General features: G+C 43.8%; 21 protein-coding genes and 1 pseudogene. 13 read left to right on the top strand and 9 right to left on the bottom strand.

Annotated elements, in window-relative coordinates; translation table 11 throughout:
- The 5 genes from BLS49_RS12620 to BLS49_RS12600 all read right to left on the bottom strand — a co-directional run bounded on the left by BLS49_RS12620 (nt 1) and on the right by BLS49_RS12600 (nt 4,054).
- On the bottom strand, nt 1-378 hold the full coding sequence (locus BLS49_RS12620; protein WP_091230683.1) for a DUF5684 domain-containing protein: 378 nt from the start codon (nt 376-378) through the stop codon (nt 1-3).
- A 155-nt stretch (nt 379-533) separates the two neighbouring features.
- The gene (gene phnE, locus BLS49_RS12615) at nt 534-1,346 is read right to left on the bottom strand and encodes a phosphonate ABC transporter, permease protein PhnE (protein ID WP_091230680.1); all 813 of its coding nucleotides are present in this window, start codon (nt 1,344-1,346) and stop codon (nt 534-536) included.
- Entirely contained in the window at nt 1,343-2,149 is an 807-nt protein-coding gene (gene phnE / locus BLS49_RS12610; RefSeq protein ID WP_091230677.1) for a phosphonate ABC transporter, permease protein PhnE, read from the bottom strand. Before phnE (BLS49_RS12610) ends, phnE (BLS49_RS12615) begins: the two co-directional genes overlap by 4 nt.
- Complete coding sequence (gene phnC, locus BLS49_RS12605; RefSeq protein ID WP_091230673.1) at nt 2,146-2,919, bottom strand: phosphonate ABC transporter ATP-binding protein; 774 nt, start codon at nt 2,917-2,919, stop codon at nt 2,146-2,148. Before phnC ends, phnE (BLS49_RS12610) begins: the two co-directional genes overlap by 4 nt.
- A gap of 124 nt (nt 2,920-3,043) precedes the next feature.
- Nucleotides 3,044-4,054, bottom strand: a complete 1,011-nt coding sequence (locus BLS49_RS12600; protein WP_091230670.1) for a phosphate/phosphite/phosphonate ABC transporter substrate-binding protein — start codon at nt 4,052-4,054, stop codon at nt 3,044-3,046.
- Between the two features lie 172 nt (nt 4,055-4,226).
- Here BLS49_RS12600 and BLS49_RS12595 point away from each other — a divergent pair, with 172 nt between their 5' ends.
- Entirely contained in the window at nt 4,227-5,837 is a 1,611-nt protein-coding gene (locus BLS49_RS12595; RefSeq protein ID WP_245742370.1) for a bifunctional metallophosphatase/5'-nucleotidase, read from the top strand.
- A 109-nt stretch (nt 5,838-5,946) separates the two neighbouring features.
- Nucleotides 5,947-8,499 carry a DUF2339 domain-containing protein gene (locus tag BLS49_RS12590; protein ID WP_091230667.1) on the top strand — a complete coding sequence of 851 codons (2,553 nt, stop codon included), beginning with the start codon at nt 5,947-5,949 and terminating at the stop codon, nt 8,497-8,499.
- Between the two features lie 99 nt (nt 8,500-8,598).
- On the opposite strand, the gene BLS49_RS12585 is transcribed toward BLS49_RS12590, so the two are convergent.
- Entirely contained in the window at nt 8,599-8,781 is a 183-nt protein-coding gene (locus BLS49_RS12585; protein WP_091230664.1) for a DUF2524 domain-containing protein, read from the bottom strand.
- A gap of 123 nt (nt 8,782-8,904) precedes the next feature.
- Here BLS49_RS12585 and BLS49_RS12580 point away from each other — a divergent pair, with 123 nt between their 5' ends.
- The 4 genes from BLS49_RS12580 (at nt 8,905) to BLS49_RS12565 (ending at nt 13,949) form a co-directional block, all read left to right on the top strand.
- Nucleotides 8,905-9,603, top strand: coding sequence for a response regulator transcription factor (locus BLS49_RS12580; RefSeq protein ID WP_091230660.1), 699 nt, complete (start codon nt 8,905-8,907; stop codon nt 9,601-9,603).
- Nucleotides 9,587-10,618, top strand: coding sequence for a sensor histidine kinase (locus tag BLS49_RS12575; protein ID WP_091230657.1), 1,032 nt, complete (start codon nt 9,587-9,589; stop codon nt 10,616-10,618). Before BLS49_RS12580 ends, BLS49_RS12575 begins: the two co-directional genes overlap by 17 nt.
- Nucleotides 10,619-10,726: 108 nt before the next feature.
- Nucleotides 10,727-11,413 carry an ABC transporter ATP-binding protein gene (locus tag BLS49_RS12570; protein WP_091230653.1) on the top strand — a complete coding sequence of 229 codons (687 nt, stop codon included), beginning with the start codon at nt 10,727-10,729 and terminating at the stop codon, nt 11,411-11,413.
- Nucleotides 11,414-11,417: 4 nt separating this feature from the next.
- Nucleotides 11,418-13,949, top strand: coding sequence for an FtsX-like permease family protein (locus BLS49_RS12565; protein ID WP_091230650.1), 2,532 nt, complete (start codon nt 11,418-11,420; stop codon nt 13,947-13,949).
- Nucleotides 13,950-14,017: 68 nt separating this feature from the next.
- Here the strand turns inward: BLS49_RS12565 and BLS49_RS12560 are convergent, their stop codons facing one another.
- A complete protein-coding gene (locus BLS49_RS12560; protein WP_425432146.1) occupies nt 14,018-15,220 on the bottom strand; it encodes an MFS transporter in 1,203 nt (400 codons plus the stop codon).
- Nucleotides 15,221-15,343: 123 nt separating this feature from the next.
- Here BLS49_RS12560 and BLS49_RS12555 point away from each other — a divergent pair, with 123 nt between their 5' ends.
- On the top strand, nt 15,344-16,216 hold the full coding sequence (locus tag BLS49_RS12555; RefSeq protein ID WP_245742369.1) for an MBL fold metallo-hydrolase: 873 nt from the start codon (nt 15,344-15,346) through the stop codon (nt 16,214-16,216).
- Between the two features lie 371 nt (nt 16,217-16,587).
- On the opposite strand, the gene BLS49_RS12550 is transcribed toward BLS49_RS12555, so the two are convergent.
- Nucleotides 16,588-17,940, bottom strand: coding sequence for a GH1 family beta-glucosidase (locus BLS49_RS12550; RefSeq protein ID WP_091230644.1), 1,353 nt, complete (start codon nt 17,938-17,940; stop codon nt 16,588-16,590).
- A 215-nt stretch (nt 17,941-18,155) separates the two neighbouring features.
- Here BLS49_RS12550 and BLS49_RS12545 point away from each other — a divergent pair, with 215 nt between their 5' ends.
- The 3 genes and pseudogenes from BLS49_RS12545 to BLS49_RS12535 all read left to right on the top strand — a co-directional run bounded on the left by BLS49_RS12545 (nt 18,156) and on the right by BLS49_RS12535 (nt 20,649).
- Nucleotides 18,156-19,595, top strand: coding sequence for an FAD-dependent oxidoreductase (locus tag BLS49_RS12545; protein WP_091230640.1), 1,440 nt, complete (start codon nt 18,156-18,158; stop codon nt 19,593-19,595).
- A gap of 46 nt (nt 19,596-19,641) precedes the next feature.
- A pseudogene (locus BLS49_RS25305) lies at nt 19,642-19,839 on the top strand (alpha/beta hydrolase); the annotation flags it as partial.
- 102 nt (nt 19,840-19,941) lie between these two features.
- Nucleotides 19,942-20,649: an HAD family hydrolase gene (locus BLS49_RS12535; RefSeq protein ID WP_091230637.1), complete on the top strand. Its 708-nt coding sequence runs from the start codon at nt 19,942-19,944 to the stop codon at nt 20,647-20,649.
- Nucleotides 20,650-20,728: 79 nt separating this feature from the next.
- Here BLS49_RS12535 and BLS49_RS12530 read toward each other — a convergent pair whose 3' ends face one another.
- Nucleotides 20,729-21,448: a 3-ketoacyl-ACP reductase gene (locus BLS49_RS12530; protein WP_091230634.1), complete on the bottom strand. Its 720-nt coding sequence runs from the start codon at nt 21,446-21,448 to the stop codon at nt 20,729-20,731.
- 256 nt (nt 21,449-21,704) lie between these two features.
- Here BLS49_RS12530 and BLS49_RS12525 point away from each other — a divergent pair, with 256 nt between their 5' ends.
- The 3 genes from BLS49_RS12525 (at nt 21,705) to BLS49_RS12515 (ending at nt 23,562) form a co-directional block, all read left to right on the top strand.
- Nucleotides 21,705-22,457: an SDR family NAD(P)-dependent oxidoreductase gene (locus tag BLS49_RS12525; protein WP_091230632.1), complete on the top strand. Its 753-nt coding sequence runs from the start codon at nt 21,705-21,707 to the stop codon at nt 22,455-22,457.
- Nucleotides 22,458-22,615: 158 nt separating this feature from the next.
- The gene (locus BLS49_RS12520; protein ID WP_091230629.1) at nt 22,616-23,059 is read left to right on the top strand and encodes a MarR family winged helix-turn-helix transcriptional regulator; all 444 of its coding nucleotides are present in this window, start codon (nt 22,616-22,618) and stop codon (nt 23,057-23,059) included.
- A 101-nt stretch (nt 23,060-23,160) separates the two neighbouring features.
- Nucleotides 23,161-23,562, top strand: coding sequence for a DoxX family protein (locus BLS49_RS12515; protein WP_091230626.1), 402 nt, complete (start codon nt 23,161-23,163; stop codon nt 23,560-23,562).
- Nucleotides 23,563-23,585 lie beyond the last annotated feature (23 nt).

Below are 23,585 nucleotides of genomic sequence, written 5' to 3'. Positions count from 1 at the left end.
CTACGCAAAAAATGTTGGGTTTTGCGGAGCGTCATTGAGATAGTATCTTGTTTCTTGGGAGTATCCCCAAACCATCCACAGAATCGAGTACACAGGGCCAAGGAAAATGAACAATACGAACGCGCCATTTTTTCCGAAAGCATTCAGCAATTTTACCTGCCAGATGATCGCAAATACGAAGTTGGCAATCGGAACAAGCATCATCAGAATCCACCAGCCGCTTTGTTTAATCATCCGAAGCTGCAGGATTGTACTTAATATTGGAATAAATGCAAACCATGCAATGTGATCGAGCCCAGCCTTTTTGGCAAGACTAAAGAATGCCCCACAATAGACTAGATAAAAAGCAATGTAAATAATAGGTAAAATTAATTCCATGAAAAAATCCTCCTTATGATATAGGTAAAGTTGGCAATGACCGTGGAAGTTCTGAGACATCGAGTCATGTTAGATTGCAGGAGAATCGTATCATAAAACAGGGAATGCGACCATATCAAAATTACACTTCATCTTCGTTTCCTTCATCAATTCATTTACACGAGCTTCTTGCGAATGGCTCCAGAGATCATGTCGATTAACGTGATCATCACGATAATGCCGAGCAGGATAATGCCGACTCGATCCCAGTTTCGTGAGCTGAGTGCGAAGATGAGAGGTGTGCCTATCCCTCCAGCACCAATCACGCCAAGGATAGTGGCGGAACGCAGATTGATCTCGAAACGGTACAATGTATACGATAGAAATCCGGGAAGTACCTGTGGGATTACGGCAAACCACAGTATTTGCAGCTTGCTTGCGCCACAAGCGAGTAGAGCCTCAGTCTGACCGGAGTCCATATTTTCAACCTCTTCTGCAAACAGCTTGCCGAGCATCCCCACAGAATGCAGACCGAGCGCAAGTACACCCGCGAAAGAACCAGGCCCGACAGCTTTGATGAACAGGATGGCCATCACGATCTCCGGAAATGTACGAATGACGCTAAGCATTATTTTTCCCGAGCCTGAAGTCCACCTTGATTTGCTCATATTTACAGCAGACCAGAAAGCTAGTGGAATACAGACTACGGTGGAGATTAGAGTTCCAAGTATTGATATAGCCAGCGTATCTAAAAGACCTCGCAGTAAATCTTCTCCATCCGGCAAATATACATAATCCCAATCCGGTGAGAATAGTCCCGATAGAATAGACCTGGTTACTTGACCCGCAGTTTCTTTGATGCCGTTAACAGGCACACCTGCGAAGGCCCATACGTAGATTACGGCAAGTACTATATAGATTCCCCAACGGTATAGGGACTTTTTTGGCTTAGGTACGATCTGGTTCCATGATTTAGTTGAGTTCGTCATAGCAGCTTCTCCCGCAATTTAGTGCTTGCATAGTCAATGAGCAGAACTACAGCAAGGGTAAATATAATAATCATGCAAGTTTTGTCATATTCCAAAAACCCAAGTGTAACCTCATAGTAATGACCGATACCCCCTGCCCCAACGAGACCCAGAATTGCCGCGGCACGGACGTTGATTTCAAATGTATAGAGCGTAAACGACATAAAATGGGCTTGAATTTGTGGAATGACGGCATATGCGATGATCTGCAGTGAATTAGCTCCTGACGCGGTCATTGCCTCAATTGGGCCAGAATCAATTGCTTCCAGAGCTTCATAGGCAAGCTTGGCGATAAGTCCTAGTGAGAATACAGACAAAGCGAAGATACCAGGGAGCGGCCCGAGTCCAAAAATAGCGACAAAAATAGCTGCCAGCAGCAGATCCGGAATCGTACGGATCAGATTCAGTATGAAGCGAACCGGATAAAAGATGATGCTCTTTTTTGTAATGTTACTGGCACATAAGAGAGCAACTGGAATCGCTAGAATAGCTCCGATGGTCGTACCGATGATTGCCATCCGGATCGTCTCCAGCATGGCATCCCAAATGTTATCAAGGTAACTCCATTTTGGGGGAAACATTTCCTTCAATAAATCGAGCATATTAGGCAGTCCCTGAATGAGCTCGCGCAATGTCGAGTCACTCTGAACAGCACTTCCCCAGAGCAGCAACAGGATAATGACTACGGTGAGGTAATGCTTCATTTTGCTCGGAGGATTTGGACGCTTTAGTGAGTGATTGGTTGAAAGGTTAACGGGTTTCATAGAGTCACTTCCTCTAATAGCTCATCCTTGCTGATCGGGCGTCCATAGATTTCTGCAAAACGCTCGTCGGTTGCTTCAGATACGGGACCGTCAAATACGACCTCGCCAGCACGAAGGCCGATAATTCTAGTAGCATACTCTCTTGCCAAATCTATAAAATGCAGATTTACTATCGTCGTAATGTCGAGCTCCATGTTGATCCGCTTGAGATCATCCATTACTTGCTTTGTCGTTAAGGGGTCCAAAGAGGCTACTGGCTCGTCGGCTAAAATAATTTTGGCTTCCTGTGCCAATACACGGGCGATTGCGACCCGTTGCTGCTGTCCGCCAGACAGCTCATCTGCACGGGAATATGCTTTTTCAACAATATTGACTCTGTCCAAGGCTGCAAATGCCAGGTCAACATCCTGACTTGGAAATTTGCCTAGAATAGTGCGTAGAGTTGAATGGTATCCGACTCTACCGGAGAGGACGTTTCGCAGAACGCTGGAGCGTTTGACCAGATTGAAGCTTTGGAAGATCATGCCGATATCCCGGCGGATCATGCGAAGTCTTTTACCTTTGGCTTTGGTGATCGATTGCCCGTTAATCAGGATTTCTCCCTCGGAAATGTCATGGAGTCGATTAATGGATCGAAGAAGCGTAGATTTCCCCGCACCGGAGAGACCAACGATCGCAACAAATTCACCCTTCTCGATGGTTAGATTGATTTGGTCTAGTCCTTTTGTTCCGTTGGCATATGTTTTAGAAACGTTACGTACCTCAATCACTATGCGATCATCCTTTTAGAGAGTATTGTTTAAAAAGACATAAAAAACAGCATAGCCAGCCACAGTGCCGCAGCACCCTGACTGGCTGTATTCCTTGCTATTTTGCTATTACTAATACTGTTGTCTACTCAGTCTTTACCTTCTCGCCGTATTCACGAACGATATTGAAGATGCTGTCTTCGGATTTTACATATCCTTCGTGGGAGTAGATTTCAGAGATGATCTTATGACCCTCTTCATCGGTTCCCAAAGAGATGAATGCGTCCTGGAGCTTGGTAATCCATTCCGGATTCATGTCGGAGCGAACGGTAATAGTATCATTAGGAATCTTTTCTGTATAAGTCAGTACACGCGTATCATCAAACACGGTCGGGTAATCGTTTTTCACAATGTTGCGAGCGTCCTGGAAAATAGCTGCTGCATCTACATCTCCATTGAGTACTGCAAGTACGCCTTGATCGTGGCCTTTAACTGTAATGCCTTGTACATCCTTCAGTGGATCAAGTCCAGCTTCCATCAGCTTGCCGGCAGGCCATACAAAACCAGCGGAGGAAGTTACATTCTGATAAGCGATCTTTTTGCCCTTCAGGTCTTCGATCTTTTGGATGTCGGAATCCTTCTTAACGATGATCATAGCTTTGTAGAAGTCAACCAGCTCATCCGTAGGCTCGCCAGTTTCGTCTTTTACACCAAAGCGTTGCGCTTGAAGGATAACCTCAGCAGCGCCTTTTTCTTTAGCAAGCACATAAGCAGTTGGAGGCAAGAAACCTACATCAACTTTTTTGGAAGCCATTGCTTCAATAATGGTGTTATAGTCTGTCGATACGCTAACTTCTACAGGAATGCCGAGACGGTCAGTCAATAATTTTTCAAGCGGCTTAGCTTTGGCTTCAAGAGTGTCCGCATTTTGGGAAGGTACAAACTGCACAGTCAGCTTCTCTGGAACGTAGCCAGTAGCTGCTGGAGTATTTTCTGCTGAATTTTGTTCAGTATTTTGCGAGTTACTTTGATTTTGAGAGGCATTTGCCGCATCTGTTTTATTTGCTGCATTACTTGCAGCATTGTTGCTTCCGCAGCCGCTGATGACTGCAATGGATACAAATAACGGGAGCATGAATTTAGCGATTTTTCTCAAAGAATATGACCTCCACAAATCCTATTTTTTTGATTACCTGTTTAACTATAGAGGAGGTATATTAACGCCCAGTTAGAAGAGTGATAAAATTTTGTAAAGTTTTGTAATTTTAATATAAAGTGTGATATTGGTTGATAGAATCTAAGAAAAAGGGATTAAAGGAGATAGGAAGATGAGCCATATGTCTGAGAATGTGAACGAGATGACATGCAAAATTTTAGTAACTAGCGATATTCATGGACATGTATATCCGACGGATTATCGAAGTGCAGAGGAGCGTAACTTGGGATTGGCTAAAATAGGGGCAATGGTTCGTAAAGAGCGTGAACATTCACCAGAGCTTCTTTTAATAGATAACGGTGATTTGATACAAGGAACGCCGCTGGCAACCTATTACTTGAAAAATAAACTGAATAGTGAGATTCACCCTTCCATAGCAGTACTAAATGAACTCAAATACGATGCGGCCGTGCCAGGAAATCATGAGTTTAACTATGGAATGGGTACTCTGTATCAATGTATGGACGATTCGGATTTCCCTTGGTTGTCGGCGGGAATTACGGCACAGGGCAAGCGTGAACCGATATTCGGGAAGCCGTACATTACGAGAATAATAGGAAAAGAGATGAAGGTAGCCGTTCTGGGCGTAACTACTCATTACATTCCGAATTGGGAGAACCCCGCGCATATTGAGGAATTAGAATTTCATGATGCTCTGGAGACGGTAAAATATTGGGTTCCCCGTATTCGTCAGGAGGAAGAACCGGATTTGCTGATCGTATTGTATCATGGAGGTATTGAACGGGATCTCGCTACAGGTCAAGCTGCTGAACGATTAACTGGAGAAAATCAGGGGTACGCCATGTGTACAGAAGTGGAAGGCATTGATGTGCTCATTACGGGACACCAGCATCGGCTTCTTTCAGGAGAAGTAAATGGAGTAACGATCGTTCAGCCTGGCTGCAACGGCCAAGCACTTGGTAAAATCACGGTCGATCTGATCCGGAGAGTTAACGGAACTTGGGCCATTCGCCATAAGCATGCAGAGTTGATTATGGCGGATGAGTCAGTGAAGCCTGATCAGACGGTGATGTCCTTGACGCAGCAGCTTGAAGAGGAGACACAGCGGTGGCTGGATGAACCGATCGGAGAAACAACAGGCGATATGACCATTGAAAGTCCATTGGCTTGCAGACTATGTGATCATCCCTTTATGGAATTTGTTAATAGGGTACAAATGGAGGCTTCGGAGGTTAATATCTCGAATGCGGCGCTATTAAGCAATGAATCGAAGGGGTTCGGTGACGTCATTACGATGAGAGATGTACTGACCAACTTCATGTATCCGAATACTTTGACTGTATTGCGGCTTACCGGACGTGATATTCGTGAGGCGCTTGAGCAGAGTGCTAATTATTTTATTCTTGATTCAGACGGGGAAGTCGCAGTTAACCCGGCTTATATGGAGCCTAAATCCCAGCATTACAATTACGATATGTGGGAAGGTATCGAGTATGAGCTGGATATCGTCCAACCCGTTGGTGAGAGAGTGGTGAAGCTGGAACAGGAGGGCGTGCGGATTGCAGATGAGATGGAATTTGATGTAGTGATGAATAGCTACCGTGCTGGTGGAGGCGGAGATTATGAGATGTATAAAGGAAAGCCCATTGTAAAGGAAGTTCAATTTGATATGTTTGAGCTCGTTGCAGAATATATTTTCAAACGGAGAGTTATCCCGGCGACCTGCAACAATAACTGGCGAGTGGTCAAGAGGGATCGTTAATGTAAAAATTTTATGATAAAAAGGCGGTTTTCCAAAAATAGTACTTCAATTGATGTTAACTTCATGTAAAATTATAGCTATATTTTGCATGATGGATTGGAGGGACGAAATGCAGGATTTTAAGGAGCGTCTTAAGCTTGTCAAAGACAGCCAGAACAAGCTGACAAAAGAATACCAAAGTCTGCTCGAGGAATATGAATCTAATGATCTAGTGAACGAAAATGAGGTTCTACGGCGTCAGTATGCGGAATATAAACAGCGGGATGCCGTGCTGCAGGATAAGCTGAAGAAGCTGGAAACAGAGAACGGAAAGCTTCGTGAGGCACTTACTGAGCAAATTCTCGATGAGAAGCTTGGTCTGATCAAGGCATCGAAAGAAAAGATGGAGGCCTATTTTGCATCTCAAGCGCATGGCCATATGAATCGACTGGATTCGTTAGAGCATTCTGCCAAGCTGAGAATATCAAGTTTGTATGATCAAGCTGATAAACATCTAGGTCAGGATAAAGAGGTCGTTCAGGCCAAGCTGGGACAGTTCCAGGAAGAAATGAACCACAGGATGGCGGATCATCGTCGTCAACTTCAGGAGGAGCAGCAGCGAATTGGTGCTGATCTGGGCCAAAGCTATGATCAACTGACGAACGAAGGAGTGTCTGAAGAGACCATCCAGCGCCGGATCAAGCAAAATCAGATTGAGATGAAAATTGGCTTGAACTGGATTAACCGTCTCGGTATTTTGCTCATTATTTTAGGGGTAGGAGCGGCGTTTAAATATTCCTATTCAAACTGGTTTAGCGGCTATATGAAGGGCGGAGCCTTTTTCCTGCTGGGGTTGCTTATGCTCGCGGGTGGAGAATGGTTGTTCAGGAAAAAGAAGCAGATTTTTGCACTTGGCTTGCTTGGCGGCGGAATTTCCGTGCTGTACGGGTCGGTGTTCTATAGTTATTTTTTGCTGGAAATCATCGAATTGTCAGTAGGGCTGATTCTTTCCGTACTTATTACTGCAGCCGCGGTATTGCTATCGCTCAGGTATCAGTCTCGAACCATCTGTTCCATAGCGCTGATAGGGGGTTATCTTCCGTTATTTTCTTATATGGCGGCATTTGGTTTGGAAGGAAGCGCAGTATATGTGGCGATGGGGTATTTACTTTTGCTGAATGCATCCATTTTGCTCATTTCTCTACGCAAGCGCTGGGTTATCGTCCATTACATAAGCTTTGTACTCAATACTTATTCTATGTTGACACTGGTCTGGATTGCGGGTAGTGCACCAGTAAGTATACTGTACGTGATCGTTACCTTTATGATGTACCTCGGTATCACGTTATCTGTTCCATTCCGGTATGCTACCAAGCTTTCGTGGTGGGATTTCTCCCTTTTGGCTCTCAATACGGTCATCAGCTGCGGTGTGCTGTACAGCTTGTTCGGAAGCGCTGGCTGGGAGGATTTCCAAGGTTTATTGGCGTTTGTTTTTTGTGCGGTATATTTGGGCATTGCCCGCTTTACTCATATACGACTGCCGCAAGAAATGGAAGCACGTTTATTATTTTATGGAACCTCGCTTACGTTTGGCATTTTGATGATCCCGATCCAGTTCGGACATGAATGGGTTTCTCTGGGCTGGTTGATTGAGGGGATCGTGCTTACGGGCTACGGACATCTATATCGCTCCAAGCAGGTGGAGAGAGTGGGATGGGGGATTATCGGGCTTTGCCTGGGTTCCTTTATCATGTTCGATGCTTTGTTATCATGGGTGGATGGAGGAGATCGTTTCAACTGGAAGTACAGTTACGTGTCGATTGGAATCCTGATTGTAACGATTTTTTATGCCATTCGCCATCGTCTTCAAGATACAATGAAGCAATATAGGCCGGCAGAGTTGCAAATTATTACCGTTCTAAAATATATAGCTCTGATTAATATATGGTTCTATCTGCTGTATGAAGCTGGAAAAGCGTATGAGCTGGTCATGCCGGCAGATCATGGATTATATGACTTCTATAGCACGTTGCTGAGTGCAGCCATTACGATGGGTCTGGCCTTTACGTTAACTCGAGTGAGTATTCTATATGACACCTTTATCAAGTATTACAGCTTATCACTTTACGTCATTAGCTACCTGCTATGTATTGCTGTTACGCTGAGCATTCCAACACTGGATGCAGATTATTCACAAAACACTGTGGCAAATTATATCGCACTCGGTATTCTGATCGGGTTCAACATATTCGTCTTCTTCAGCGGTAGAGCGCTGCTGTCCAGCGTTATCCGTCAGCATATGAACAATATGGAATGGTATCCGGTGATTATTGCGATTTACTTGTTTAGTACCATCACTGTTTTCCTCGGCATACAGTTCCATCTGGGGCATATAGAGCTGCTCTTTAGCATAGTTTATCTGCTGCTCTCCATCGGTTATATTATGTACGGATTCCGATACAGATATATTCTGATTCGCCGTGTGGGACTTGGTTTAAGCTTGCTATCCACCGGTAAAATGCTGTTGTTCGACCTGAATCTGATGACAGCAGGCAGCAAAATTGTTGCCTATTTCTCGTTCGGTATCGTGCTTCTCGGCATTTCATATATTTATCAACGGGTATCCAGCAGAATGAAGCAGCAGGATCATGAGAAAGGACAGGATTCGGTGGAATCAAGCTGAGGATATATCGCGGCTTTTACTTCCGACACTCCGGCCGTCTCGGTATTCTAGCGGATTAGAACACCCTCGTCTTTTTGGCGAGGGTGTTCTTTACTAATTTCAGTGGTTGATATCGCATTTGTTCATAATGAACGAAATTTGATTTTCCAGGTGGTTGATTCGCTCCTGTGTTTCCTTGCTTTCATCGCCTTGTCCGCGAAGTGTGGCAAGCTCTTGCTTGAGCTGAGGCAGATCATCTCCGGCGTTGGCACAGTTATAGTCACTTTCCAGATTATCAATCATAAGACATCCTCCTATCGATTGGTTCCTCCCTATTATGAATGATATTGCTGAAATTATTCGCATAGCTGAATCAAGCTGGAGATGTTGTATAATGAACGCAATAAGGTTCGGGGGGAAGCTGTTGTGATCACAATCCTCATTGTTGAAGATGATATTAGTTTAAATAAAGGGATAGCTCTCACTTTAGCTCAGGATGGGATAATTATAGAGCAGGCTTATGATTTGACGTCTGCGGAGACGCTGTTTTTCAGTCGCAGCATTGATCTTATCGTGCTTGATGTGAACCTTCCCGATGGAAGTGGACTCGATTTCTGCCAGAAAATCCGTGCAGCGTCACGAATACCTATCATTTTTCTGACCGCGAACGATATGGAGTCAGACATTGTGCTTGGCTTTGAGCTTGGTGGGGATGATTATATTACGAAGCCGTTCAGTCTGATGGTGCTGCGTTCCCGAGTGATGGCTGTGCTGAGGAGAAGTGATCTTGGTCGTGAGGACAAGCTGATTTTGGGTGACATGACTTTTGATTTTGGGAAAATGGATTTCAGGAGACAAGGGCAGCAGATTGCACTAAGCAAGACGGAACAGAAGCTGCTAAAGGTGCTTGTTAGTAATCGGGGGCAAATATTAACGCGAGATCAACTGATGGATCAAGTATGGATACATGGAGCAGAATTTGTAGATGAAAATGCCCTGACCGTCACAGTAAAACGACTGCGGGCCAAAATAGAAGATGACCCGTCAGCACCCAAATATATAAAAACCGTGTACGGTCTAGGTTATGTGTGGACCGAAGGGATGTTAGATGAAAAAGAACACTGAGCTTTCATTAAAATCCATATATATACTCTACGCTGGTGTATTCTTTTTTGTGGTTGTGGGTTACACCGGAGCATTATGGTATTTTACCGCTTTTGATAGTGTAGTCATCTGGATTTCTCTCGGGTTAGCTGCCACCCTGCTAATATTGGGAGGGGCTTTATTGTGGACGATGAGAGTAAAGATGAGAGGCATGATCGGAAAAGTGGATGACATCGTTGAACGGGCTATTAACAAACAGGAGCGAATAACGGGATACGAGGAGACGAGCATTTCAGCATTAGAGGACAAGGTGCATCGATATGTGGATATGTCTATGACTCATGAGAAGAATATTGAAGCTGAGAAAAGCAAGATTAAGGCTTTGATCTCCGACATATCCCATCAGACGAAAACACCCCTCTCGAACATCATTCTCTATAGCCAGCTTTTAGGAGAGGTGGCCGGGCTGGATAAGGAGAGCTCTCAATATGTAGATCGGATTAAGCTGCAGTCAGAGAAGTTGGATTGGTTAATCGAGTCTTTGGTCAAGATGTCCCGGCTGGAGACGGGCATCATCTCTATTCAGACGGCTTCCCTTCCTGTAGTTGGAGCGATTACGCAGGCAATATCACAAATTTATTCTGCGGCTGAGCGTAAAGGCATAGAAGTCAGAATTTCGTGTGATGCTAATGTAAAAGCAAGGCATGATGCAAAATGGACAAGCGAAGCACTTTTTAATATGTTAGAAAATGCAGTGAAGTACAGTGAATCTGGTGGAAGAATAAATATCACGGCCCATAGTAGCGAAATGTTCACACGGATTGATATCACCGATACGGGAATGGGTATTGAAGAGAAGGAATTGAATTTGATATTCAGACGCTTCTTCAGAAGCAAAAGAGTGGCCGAATATGAAGGCGTAGGCATTGGTCTGTTTTTAGCTAGAGAGATCGTGACGGCTCAGGGCGGATATATCAAGGTTACCTCAAAAGTAGGCGAAGGGTCCGTCTTTTCTGTATTTTTACCTGTACTTTAAGCAATTCTGTCAGTACTGTTATATTTCAGACATTCGCTCGTCAGATTGATTTGTTACATTTAGTCTGTACCCTTAGGGGATACAGACTTTTTTAATAAGGAGATTAACATGCCGATTCTGCAAATAGATCATTTAAAGAAGAGTTATGGAATAGGAGAGAATGCTGTTAAGGCACTGGATGGCGTTTCGTTGAGCATTGAAAAGGGGGAATTCGTAGCTATTGTCGGTACTAGCGGCAGCGGGAAGAGTACGCTTCTTCATATGCTGGGCGGATTGGATCGGGCCACAGAAGGCAAGGTTTATGTGGATGGCAATGATATTTTCAGCATGGATGATGAGAAGCTGACGATCTTTAGACGTCGTGCGGTCGGTTTTGTGTTTCAGAGCTATAATTTGATTCCGATTCTGAACGTGTATGAAAATATTGTATTACCGATTGAACTGGACGGAGCCCGCGTGGACAAGGATTATGTAGATCAGGTCATAAGTGCCCTTGGTCTGCAAGAGAAGATTCACAATCTTCCCTCCAATTTGTCCGGTGGACAACAGCAAAGAGTGGCCATTGCACGGGCGTTAGCTACTAAGCCATCCATCGTATTAGCCGATGAGCCTACGGGAAACCTTGACAGCAAAACAAGTCAGGAGGTTATGATCCTCCTCAAACAGATGAGTGAGAAATTCAATCAGACGATCGTGATGATTACACATAACGAAGAGATCGCCCAAACGGCCGATCGGGTCATCCGAATCGAGGATGGTAAGATTGTAAGCCATTCTGATGCGGGTAGGAGGTAAGGTCATGGTCCGAAGCAGTAATGGAGGGGCTATCTCCCGAATCGCAAAAAGAAGTCTTAGCGCGAACCGATCGCGAAATATCATTATCGTCAGTGCAATTGTTTTGACTACACTACTCATTACTACAATTTTTACGACCGTTCTAAGCATGAATCAATCTATGCAGCTTGTTCAGATGAAAACAGCGGGCAGTGATTTTCACGGGAGCTTTAAATATCTTAATCCGGAAGAAGTAAAGAAGCTGGAGTCTCATCCATCAATTAAAAACTACAGCAAATCTGTTCTTGTTGGAAAAGCGGTAAATAATGAGCTTAGGGATTATCGAATCGAAATCGATTATTCTGATGAAAATGGGGCTCAGCACAGCTTCATCCATTTTATAGCAGGCGGGCTGCCTACTGCTGAGAATGAAATTGTCATGAACACCTGGTCGCTTGATTTACTAGGGGTTCCGCATAAGATTGGGGCAACAGTGGATTTGGACGTTGATATCGATGGCGAGATCCTTTCCAAACCATTTGTTTTATCGGGCTATTACGAAGCGGATAAGCATATTGCGATGGCGGGGATAGCTTTTGTATCGGAGCCCTTTGTACAGAAATACATCTCACATATCGATCCTGAGGAATCCAAGCAAACAGGCAGCTATATTAATACTACCAGACTGGATGTGATGTTCAGCAATTCGATAGGTATTGAGAAAAAAATACAGAAGGTGCTGTCCGATACTGGATTGGACGTAACCTACGGAGTCAATTGGGCTTATTCCAGCGTCGGTCTGTTCAGTGACCCTATCAATTTGCTCCCTTACGGATTGTTGGTGCTGATCATTATGCTGAGCGGGTATTTATTGATTTATAATATTTTCCATATTTCGGTAGTGCGGGACATAAAGTTTTATGGACTTCTAAAAACGATGGGAACAACCCCGAGGCAGCTCAAAAAAATCATCTCTATTCAAGCGAATTTGTTATATGCGGTCGGGATGCCAATTGGACTTGCATTAGGTTATGGAATGGGATGCTGGTTAACACCTATGCTGATGAGCTTTTCCACTGAGAATTCAGAAATATCCTATTCATTCAGTCCGTTAATTTTTGCAGGAGCAGCCCTGTTTTCTTATATAACGGTTAGAATTGCTGCTAGTAGACCCGGCAGGACAGCCGCACGAATCTCGCCTGTGGAGGCGGTGAAGTTTGCAGGTGTAAATGGAGGGAAAGGCAGAAAAATTCGTAAATCTCTTCATGGAGCCAAGCTGCATCGAATGGCTTTCGCTAATTTATTTCGACAAAAGAAAAAGCTTGTTTTAATGCTGGCATCCTTATCTCTAAGCATTATTCTGTTTAGCGTAATTTACACCGTTATATCCTCCTTTAGTGTAAATAAATATTTGAACGCTTTTATTTCGGGAGATTATGTCGTAAAGGCAAATAATGGCGCGATTGAAAGCATCAGAAGGGACGAACCTCAGGCTGATGTCGGAGTTTCAGAAGTGCTTTGTCAGGCGATAAGCACTATAGATGGAGTAACGAGCTTGGATAAAGTATACTACTCAGGAGATACGTTACCTATTGATGAACGGCTGCGGAAGGTACTTGAACCTATTGCAGCAAATGAAAACCCTGAGGAGCCTGTTACTACCTCAATATTAAATAGTGGCGCGGTCTCTATTCAGCTACATGGAATTGATCGAGGCTGGTATGATGTTATTCAAAAGAGTGATATCGTATCGGGTTCATTCGATCAGGAGAAGTTTGAGACGGGGAATTATGTTTTGATTACAGAAACGACGCTTCGGGAAATTGAAGATATCACTTATTATGAACCTGGAGATCAGATCAAGCTGGGCAGCTTGGGAAAAAGCTATGAAGTGATGGCCGTGTTGAAATCGGATGCGCTTTATGCGGCAGGCACTCAGTTTTTCAACGTTGCCGGCTTCAAAGTGTTCCTTCCTGCAAATGAGATGCGGCAGCATGCAGAGGATGCCATTATTTTATCTGCAACGGTTCATATCGATCCGGAAAAAGAAGCTCAGGTGGGAAATTCCCTGTCCTCGTTAACCAGCTCCAATCAGAACCTGGCGTTAAAATCGAGAGAAGATTATAAAGAGGAAATGAAGGGTTTTATCCGGATTTTCCAGACGGTCGGTTATGGTCTAAGCTTCATTATTGCATTTATTGGAATTCTAAATTATATTAATACGATCCTGACAGGGGTCATTTCAAGAAGGAATGAGTTCGCTATTCTGGAGAGTGTGGGCATGACGAGAAAACAATTAAAGAAAATGCTGATTTATGAAGGATTGTACAGCATTTTATTTACATGCCTGATCGTTGGAACAGTGGGTATCTATATTACGTATCAGATCGCCAGAGGAATTTCAGAAAATATGGCCTTCACGGTATTTCATATGAACCCGATCCCGATCTTATCTGTCTTCCCACTGCTGATAGGTATTTCGCTCATCGTAACTCTTGCGGCATATAAGTCGCTGACAAAAGCTACGATTGTGGAGAGACTTCGCGAAGTGGAGTAATGAGCGAATATGATAAAAAAAACGAGCCCGGCCATCTTGTATAGGTGTCCGGGCTCATTTTATTAAGCTTAGGCTTGCTTGCGCTCCTGTACAAAGCTGAGAACTAGAAGCACTAGTCCAAGCGCTACGATGATGGATCCGACCCATGGAAGAGACGATAGTCCAACATGAGTAATCACCACGCCACCGATAAATGCACCGGCTGCATTGCCGAGGTTTCCGGCGGAATGGCTTGAGGTCGAGGCGAGCGCTGGAGCTGACTTCGCCAAGCTCATTATACGTATCTGTAATCCTGGCATGACGCCAAAGGAGGCTGCTCCCCACAGGAAGATTGTAATGACGGCGGCAACAGGACTTTGAATGGAAAAGGTAAATATCGCAAGAAGGATACAAATAAGAAGATAAAGTCCAATTAGAGAAGGCATAAGCTTCCAATCTGCAAGTTTTCCGCCTATAATATTTCCAATCGTTACACCAAAGCCAAAGATGATAAGAATCCATGTGACACTATGCTCGGCAAATCCGGTAATTTGCTGGAGAAGTGGTGCAATATAGGTGAAGACAGCAAATAAGCTTGTATTGCCAAGAGCGCCGATCAGCAGAAATAGCAGTAGTTTAGGTCGGAGCAGCGAACGTACCTGTGTTGCCAGACTGATGGGTTCGTCCTGTTTGATTTGTGGAATGAATAGAGCGATACCGATCAAGGCGATAACACCCATAATGGCGATAGCTCCAAAGGAAGCCCTCCATCCCATATGCTGTCCAATAAACGTGCCGAGAGGGACACCTATAATGTTAGCAATCGTTAGCCCGGCCATCATAATGGATACAGCTCCGGCGCGTTTGTCCGGTCGAACGAGACTTGCAGCTATGACGGCACCAACGCCAAAGAAGGTTCCGTGTGTGAGCGACGTGAGAATACGCGCTACCATCAATACCCCATAATTTGGAGCAATCACCGAGACGCCATTGCCTAAGATAAACAGCACCATTAGCAGACATAACAGTCGTTTCTGAGGAATACGTTGGGTCAGAATGGTTAGAATTGGAGCTCCAATAGCAACGCCCATGGCATAGGCAGTAATCAGTTGGCCTGCTGAAGGAATGCTGACATGCAAATCTTCAGCGACATTAGGCAAAATTCCCATGATGACAAACTCAGTCATGCCGATCGCAAAGGCAGCGACTGTCAGGGACAAGAGAGAAATCGGGAACGGCTCTTTAGCTTTGCCAGCAGCTGTGTTCCCATTTACCATAGTTGAGGAGTTCATGGAGTAGGTTCAACCTTTCTATTAAAATACAATATACTATTAAAAAGTAAGTTCAGCTTCCTATTATTAAGTTTAATAAAAAGAATATCAAGTACTTTTTTGTAAAAAGTGAAGGAGAAGCTAATGATGACACGTTTCGAACGAATCAGTGAACATATTACGATCATGCATGCCGAGCATGAGACGGATCGCCCCATTTTGGCTGTAGTAAAGGGAGCCGACAAAACATTATTAATTGATGCAGGGAATTCGCCAAAGCATGCAGCTCTTTTTCAGAGCTATTTAAAGCAAGAAGGACATCCATCACCCGATTATGTAGTGCTTACACATTGGCATTGGGATCATACCTTTGGTCTTCCAGCCTGGAACATCCCAGTGATTGCACAGTCTGGAACATCCGAAATGCTGCGCCAGCTCGCAGGTTTGGAGTGGTCAAAGGAGACGCTCCGAGAGCTTGAGGACAAGGGCATTATTAATGACCAGAGCTCGTCTGATATAACTAAAGAATATTCGGATGTATCCGGTATTCGGGTCATCGTTCCAGATCTCGTATTTAAGGAACAATTGGAAATCGATCTTGGCGGGGTGATCTGTGACGTTGAGCTTGTAGGAGGCGACCACGCAGCAGATAGCTGTTATGTGTATGTAAGAGAAGACAAAACGCTATTTATGGGCGATGCCCTTGGGCCATCGATTTATGGAGGCCCGCGTTATTATACACCAGGCAATTTCCTGGCGCTTCTTACTCGGATGCGTCAATATGAAGCGGAAATTTTCGTGGAGTCACACGGTATACCGACAGAAAAAAGCGAGTTCTATCGGGACATCCACCGCTGGGAACAATTTGCTTTATTTGTAGCCCAGCATGGAGACAATACTGAAATGATTAAACAGGAGATGACGGGTTATTTAAATGTGGATAGTCTCCCGAATGAGTTTATCCAAGCGATGGATTATTTTATGGAAGGTATTAGGCGACAAAAAGACGCACTGTAAATAAAAAGCTGCAAAAGTGCACTAGCGTTGCATTAAATTCCGCAGACAAAAAAGAAGACATCTCCTATTGTTGAGTTACCTACGCGTTATCCATAAAAAACGCCTCAACAATAAGGAGATGACTAAGGATAACGTACCGAATCAAACCATCATTTGTTAATGTCTGAAACTGTTAAATGTGGATTCTGCCAGGGATGCTTCGGCTTGTCTCCCGACCATTTCTACGTCACATTTGACGTTCATGCTCCAGTTTGATGCAACGCTAGTGGCAAAAGTTCCGTTTTATGAATGAAAACCCTGAATATTACTAGAAAAGCCTGAAAAAATGCAATATTTTTACATTTTTTGAACTTCACACTCACCCAGAAGGTCTACAGTTTATCTCCGTTACTTTCAATCACAGATTTGTACCAGTACCCGGAGTCCTTGATCGTACGTTTGCCGTCACGGTAATCGACATGCACTAGACCAAAACGCTCATTATACCCCTCTGCCCATTCAAAATTGTCCATGAACGACCAACAGAAGTATCCCTTCACAGGTACACCGTCCGCAGCAGCTCGGCGATATTCGCGAAGATAACGATGGAGGAAATCTATACGCTGGGCATCATGCACTTTGCCGTCAAGACTCACCCAATCCATACTGGACAGGCCATTTTCCGTAATAACGATAGGTAGGCCATATCTTTCATGGAAAAACTTCGGCCCCCAATATAGTGACTCCGGCGACACCGTCCATCTGATAAGGGTCTGAGGATATCCGTCGTGGTTTGGAATGACCTCAGGCTTATGGTCTGAACCCATTTGAGTTGGTGTGCCATGATAAATGTTCAATCCTAAGTAATCGAGAGGCTGGCATATGGTCTCCATATCTCCTGATTTTATTTCCGGCAGCCATGGCTCGAACACCTGTAATCCATCCTCTGGATAACGCCCAAGTAACACAGGGTCCATATACCACGTATTCATCCAGAAGTGAGGCTCTGTGATGCTAAAGGTACGTTGTCTAGCCGCTTCGATGTTGTCCGGTGCTGGGTCGGAGGGATATGAAGTGATTCCAACCGGAGCGTAGCCAATTTGACAAGGACGCCTGGAAGTTTGGCGCAGCACTTGTACCGCTTTGCCGTGAGCCAGCAGCGAGTTATGTGTAGCTTGCAGGAACTCGGCATGGCCGAGCTTTAGCCCTGGAGCATGAGTTCCGGTGCTATGTCCGAGACCAAGGTAGCATTGTGGTTCATTCTGTGTGAACCAGTTGGTAACACGGTCTGACAGACGGTCAGAAATCACTTTGGTATATTCAGCGAACCAATCCGGGCTGTCTGGGTTAAGCCAGCCGCCACGCTTGAACAGCTCTTGAGGGTAGTCCCAGTGAAACAGAGTAACATACGGCGTAATTCCATTGTTCAGCAGCTCATCAATCAAACGGTCATAGAAATCAAGACCTTTCTCATTTAAACGCCCCGTGCCTTCCGGCAGTACCCGTGGCCATGAAATGGATAAGCGATAGGCACCAAGGCCAATCTCTTTCATTAACTGAACATCTTCCTTATAGCGATAATAATGATTGCATGCGATGTCTCCCGTATGTCCGTCTTTGACAAACCCGGGAATTCGGGAGCACATATCCCAGACAGAGGGGCCTTTTCCATCCTCACGGGCAGCCCCTTCAATTTGATAAGCCGCAGTAGCTGCGCCCCAGACAAAATCTTGATGAAAGCTCATGGTAATCTCCTTTGAATATATTTGTTATTACAAATATTATTATATTACCTAACATTATAATTTAATATATGCTGGCTCAATCTAAAATGATAAATTGAATGAAGATAAATACAGTTAATTATTTCAATTTATAGTACGATGGTGGATATTAGTGCAAATTAAAATGTTGGATAATGGGCAATTTTTCCAGATCGGAAGGAGAGATATCGTACGTTATGCTAACGAGAATGACTTGGATGAGGTTGTGTGTTTTAACTCTGGTGATGGCGTTAGTAATCCAGCTTTCGGGGGGGATATCAACTGCTGAAGCGGCGGCAAAGAGTAAGTCATCAAACGATTTTGATGTCGTAGTTATCGGAAGCGAGTTGCAAGGTGTATTGCTTGCCAAAGCCGCAAAAGAAAACGGTTTAAACGTAATCATTCTTGATCCACGCAGCAAAGCCGGAGGAGAACTTATTCAGGGACAAATGCTTGTGTTAGATCCAGTGAATGACAACAAGGGGCGTAGCCTGATTCAAGGTGAGATTAAGAACTTGTTTAATGGATATAACGCGGGAACCATACGAAAATTATCGTCCTTTGAGAGTTATTATAAGAGACTGATTAAGGATATTCCGATCAAGAACAGCATTGTTATTGAATCGGTGGAGATCGACACTAAGGATGCCGATAAGTCAGTGAAATCTTTAACCTATCGGGCCAAGGATGGAAGCAAGTATACAATAACGTCGGAGTATTGGGTGGAAAATACGGATTTTAACGCATTAACCAGCAAGCTTGGAGGTACTCGAATTTCTGGAATGGAGGTCATATCTAAGGTCAATAAGCCAGACTACATGGCTGCCACTTATGTACTTAAGTTCAAAAATATTAGCTGGGGCAAGCTGCACCAAAAAGTACTGGAGGATTATCCACTTACGAACGTAAGAAAAAAGTATGGTGCGAATACATACGTGGACTGGAATTTCGCCACCGGTTTTGGTAATTTGACATTTGATTATAAACCACAGAATTCCCAGCTTATGCTTAGAGGTCTGAATGCTACGTATCAAAAGGATGGAGAAGTCATTATCAACGCACTATTGATCTATGATGTTGATCCTTCCGATCCTAAATCGGTGGCTAACGCTGTGAAAAAAGGGACGGAAGAGGCTCCCCATGTTTTAAAATACTTGCGAAAGCATATTCCTGGCTTCGAGAAGGCTGAGCTGAACGGGTTTCCGGAATATCTATATATTCGTGATTACAATCGGTACGAGACAAAATATGTACTCGACTATCCAGATTTAATGTCTAACACTATGTTTTGGGATAGTGTGACGATTGGCGGTTATCCTGTGGATTTGCAAGCTACGCGTACGGTAAAAAAAGGAGTGGGGTATGGCAAGCCTGACAAATACGGGATTCCGCTTCGTTCTTTCCAGTTAAAATCTTATGATAACGTCGTAGTTGCAGGGAAAAATGTTGGTGCTACAATCAAAGCGTATGGAAGTGCACGAATAATGGCTACAACGGCTTTGGCAGGACAGACCATAGGGATTATTATGGGGCGGGAGCTGCAAAATAACAAACGGCTCAGCGAGCTAACCAAGACAGACTTCCAGCGTATTCATAAGTATTTGGAGAAGGACTATAAGATTGTGTTAACTCGTTAATATGCATCATACAAATTGAATCGAAGACCATGCTGTTTTCTGTGATTTAGGAGCAGGGGAATTTGAAAAAACTCATATATCACGTAATAGTGATCGTGCTCGTCAATTGTCCCGGCGTCTATCCGCTTATGTCAATCGGGGTGTGGCTGCAGAATTTAAGGAATTTGAGGATGAGGGCCATGTATCGGTATTGCCCGCATTAATCAGTAGAGCTCTGCGGTTTGCCTTGAATTGGTCAAGATAAACGAACTTCAGATTAGGCAGGACATTCATGCCTTCGAATCGAATTGAAACTATTAGATGAACTTGTAAGTTGAACATCGAAATAGTTGTCAAGGAGGCTGTTATGGGGTATCAGACCTACATATTCGATTTGTATGGGACATTGATCGACATTCATACCGATGAAGAGGATCTCAAAGTATGGGAGACTCTGGCTTTTCATTTTCGTTACAGTGGAATGGAGATATCGGGACAACATCTCAAAACGTTAGTAGCAAAGGAAATCGAAGTGCAAATGGAGGAAGCTGCTCAGCATTGTGAGTTTCCCGATTTTGTGATGCAGGATGTGTTGAAGGTAGTAGGGCAAGCTCTGGGCGGTAACCCCGATACGGAATGGCTTGATGAGACCGTGAGATGGTTTCGCATATTGTCTATGCGTCATCTGGCTTTGTATGATGGCGTCAGAGAGATGCTAGTGAAGCTGAAGGAGCAGGGGAAAGACGTATTTTTACTATCTAATGGTCAAAAGACTTATGTGGAAGCAGAGCTTCGAACGTTAGGTATTTATGAGCTGTTTGACGGGATTGCCATCTCCTCTGAGGCAGGGATAAGCAAACCAGACCCGTTGTTTTATAAATATTTAGAGGATAAGTATCATGCGGATTTGTCATCGGCTATTATGGTCGGCAATGACCCTAGAACCGATATGGAAGGAGCCCAACGGATGGGCATCGACGGCTGTTATATCCATTCCAACTCATCACCTGAAGGTTTTGCCGTGAACAGTCGTTATCAAATATGGGACGGAGATTTCTACAAAATTCCAATTTAGATACTAATCATAAAAAATCAAAAAAGAACCTCCAAAACCACTTGCATTGAGTGGGAATTGGAGGTTCTTTTCTTAGCTGTTATTGGGGATTTGTTGTCCAAATACCTGCAGTTTTGACGAAGACCCGTTCTGGAAGGCGAAGTGTTGCTACAGCTAGCTCAGCTACATCCTCCGGCTGCATCATACGATCCTCGTCTCCGATTTTCAGCCCGGCATTTAGAGCCAATTCTGTATTCACTGTACTTGGCGTTAATGCGACAACGCGGATATTGGATTTACGAACTTCCTGAAGAAGCGATTCCGTTAGACCAAGCAATGCAAACTTCGAAGCACAGTAAGCAGACCCGGTCGCAAAACCTCGTTCACCCGCTGTAGAAGCTACGTTGATAATGTTTCCGCTGTTTTGATTTAACATATAAGGAAGTACAGCGCGAGAGATATAGTACGTTCCCATAAGGTTGACTTGTATAATCCGTTCCCATTCGCTTGGGTCCATATCGAGAAGTGTAGCGAATTTAGCGATCCCGGCATTATTAATCAGGATGTCTATGCTGCCCAGCTCTTTTTGAAGGCTTTGAACAGCTGCTTCCGCTTCAATGCGATTCGAAACATCCGCTGATGCTATATGTACATTAACGGAATATTCGTTGCGCAGAGAGTGCTGCAATTCTTCCAGGTCAGTGGTGGATCGAGAGATCAGTCCTAAGTGAACACCCTCTTTAGCGAGAGCAGTGGCGATTGCTTTGCCGATCCCTTTGCTTGCTCCGGTAATGATTGCGGTCTTATTTTTGAAATCCATATTATTACCTCCTGAGATTCGTAATTTGAACTATGTTACTTTATCAACTTACTCTACATCTATCATATTATAACTACCCTTAAGAACCAAATCATATGAGATTTGACTGTGTAAAATGACTGCAGTAATATTTAAATAGTAGTTATTTAAACATTTGTTTATTAAAATTCAGTATTTTTTTAAGAGTCTGAAAATGCTCTGGTTCGGCTCTAAGATGAAGCCCCTCAGATCGCTAACAACAGGAGGATGAACAGAAGTGGGAAGATTAGACAATAAAGTAGCTATTATTACTGGTGCAGCAGGTGGTATGGGGAAAGAAGATGCTCTTCTTTTTGTGAAGGAAGGAGCGAAACTTGTTATTACGGATATCCAAGAAGAAAAGATTAAGCAAACTGCACAAGAAATTATAAATAACGGCGGAGATGCGATTGGCGTAGTTCAAAACGTTACTTCGGAAGAAGACTGGAAGCGTGTTGTCGACACAGCGATTGAAAAATACGGTAAGATCGATATTCTCGTTAACAATGCGGGTGTGTCCAGCCCTACACCTTTGTTAGAAACAAGCACTGAGCAATGGGATAAGGTAATGGACATCAACGTAAAGAGTGTATTCTTCGGACAGAAATACGTAGTTCCTCATATGATTGAGAACGGAGGAGGTTCTATCGTTAACATCTCCTCGATAGCTGGCTTAACGGGAGCGAACGGTTCGGGTCCATATACTGCAAGTAAAGGCGCAGTTCGTATGTTGACTAAGGCTACAGCCGTTGATTTTGCGAAGCATAATATCCGTGCGAATTCCGTACATCCAGGGATCATCAGAACTCCGATGACAGATGATTTGATGAAAGACGACAAAATGAAAGCCTGGTTCGATTCTGTAACCCCGCTTCCTCGCTTGGGTGAAGCTCAAGATATTGCGGCAGGGGTATTGTTCCTAGCATCAGATGAATCTTCTTTCATTACAGGTATTGAGCTTCCGATTGATGGTGGATTCACAGCTAAATAATATGTAGTGAATATAACAGCCTGTTTAATTGGAGCTTATTCTCTGATGAGGCAGGCTTTACTATAAAGTGCTTGACAACTATCTCGAAACAAAGTATCTTAATATTAAGATAAATTGAAATGAGGCAATTTGATTTTTAATTGAAGGAAGGTGCAGAGATGGAGCATGGCAAGGAAGAATCGTTGGATCTGTTTGTCGCGTTATCGCGTGCTAGTCAATGGGTCAATGCTTATTCGGATCGCAATATTAAGTCACATGATTTGACAAGAACCGAATTTGGAGTGCTCGATCTTTTGTATCATAAAGGCCCTCAACCGATTCAGCAGATTTGCGGCAAAGTACTTATGAGCAGTGGTAATATCACCTATGTGCTTGACAAGCTTGAGAAGAAGCTTTACGTTCGTCGCAGAGATTGTACCGAAGATCGCCGGTTAATCTATGCAGAGATTACGGATCAGGGGAAGCAGTTTTTCGAGGAAATTTTCCCGAAACATGCGGAAGTGATCGATGCGGCACTTGGTGGTCTGGATGAGGAAGAGAAGCGAGTAGCGGCTCGGCTTTTAAAGAAGATGGGGAAATATGCTCAAGCAGGCTATAAATAGATAACAGAATTGCGGAATGAAAAAGAGCCGCTTTTCTTTCGGTCAAGTATCTCAATTTTAAGATTCTTAATATAAAAATTTATAAAAAGGAGCAATTCATAATGACTATAGCATTAAGTTTGTTGATTATACGTTTGGTGGTTGGTTTATCGTTTGTAGGACATGGAGCTCAGAAGCTGTTTGGTTGGTTTGGTGGGTACGGTGTGAAAGGAACTGGCGGATGGTTCGAATCGATCGGTATGAAGCCGGGAGTTGCTATGGCGGTTATGGCCGGATTGTCAGAGTTAGTAGGCGGAGTTTTGTTCGCTTCAGGCTTGTTGACTCCTGTTGGAGCTGGGCTTATAGTGATTACGATGATCATAGCAATTGCTACTGTACATGGTAAAAATGGCTATTGGTCTACGGCAAACGGATATGAGTTTAACTTGTTGATTATCGCAGCAGCGGTAAGCATTGCTATATCCGGTGCGGGAGCATATTCTTTGGATGCTTTGTTATTTTAATGATGAAAAAATATTTTGTGTGA

The sequence above is a fragment of the Fontibacillus panacisegetis genome, assembly GCF_900102215.1.
Classification (GTDB): Bacteria; Bacillota; Bacilli; order Paenibacillales; family Paenibacillaceae; genus Fontibacillus; species Fontibacillus panacisegetis.
Note: the sequence above shows the minus strand (reverse complement) of the source record. Positions and strands in the feature narration are given on the sequence as shown.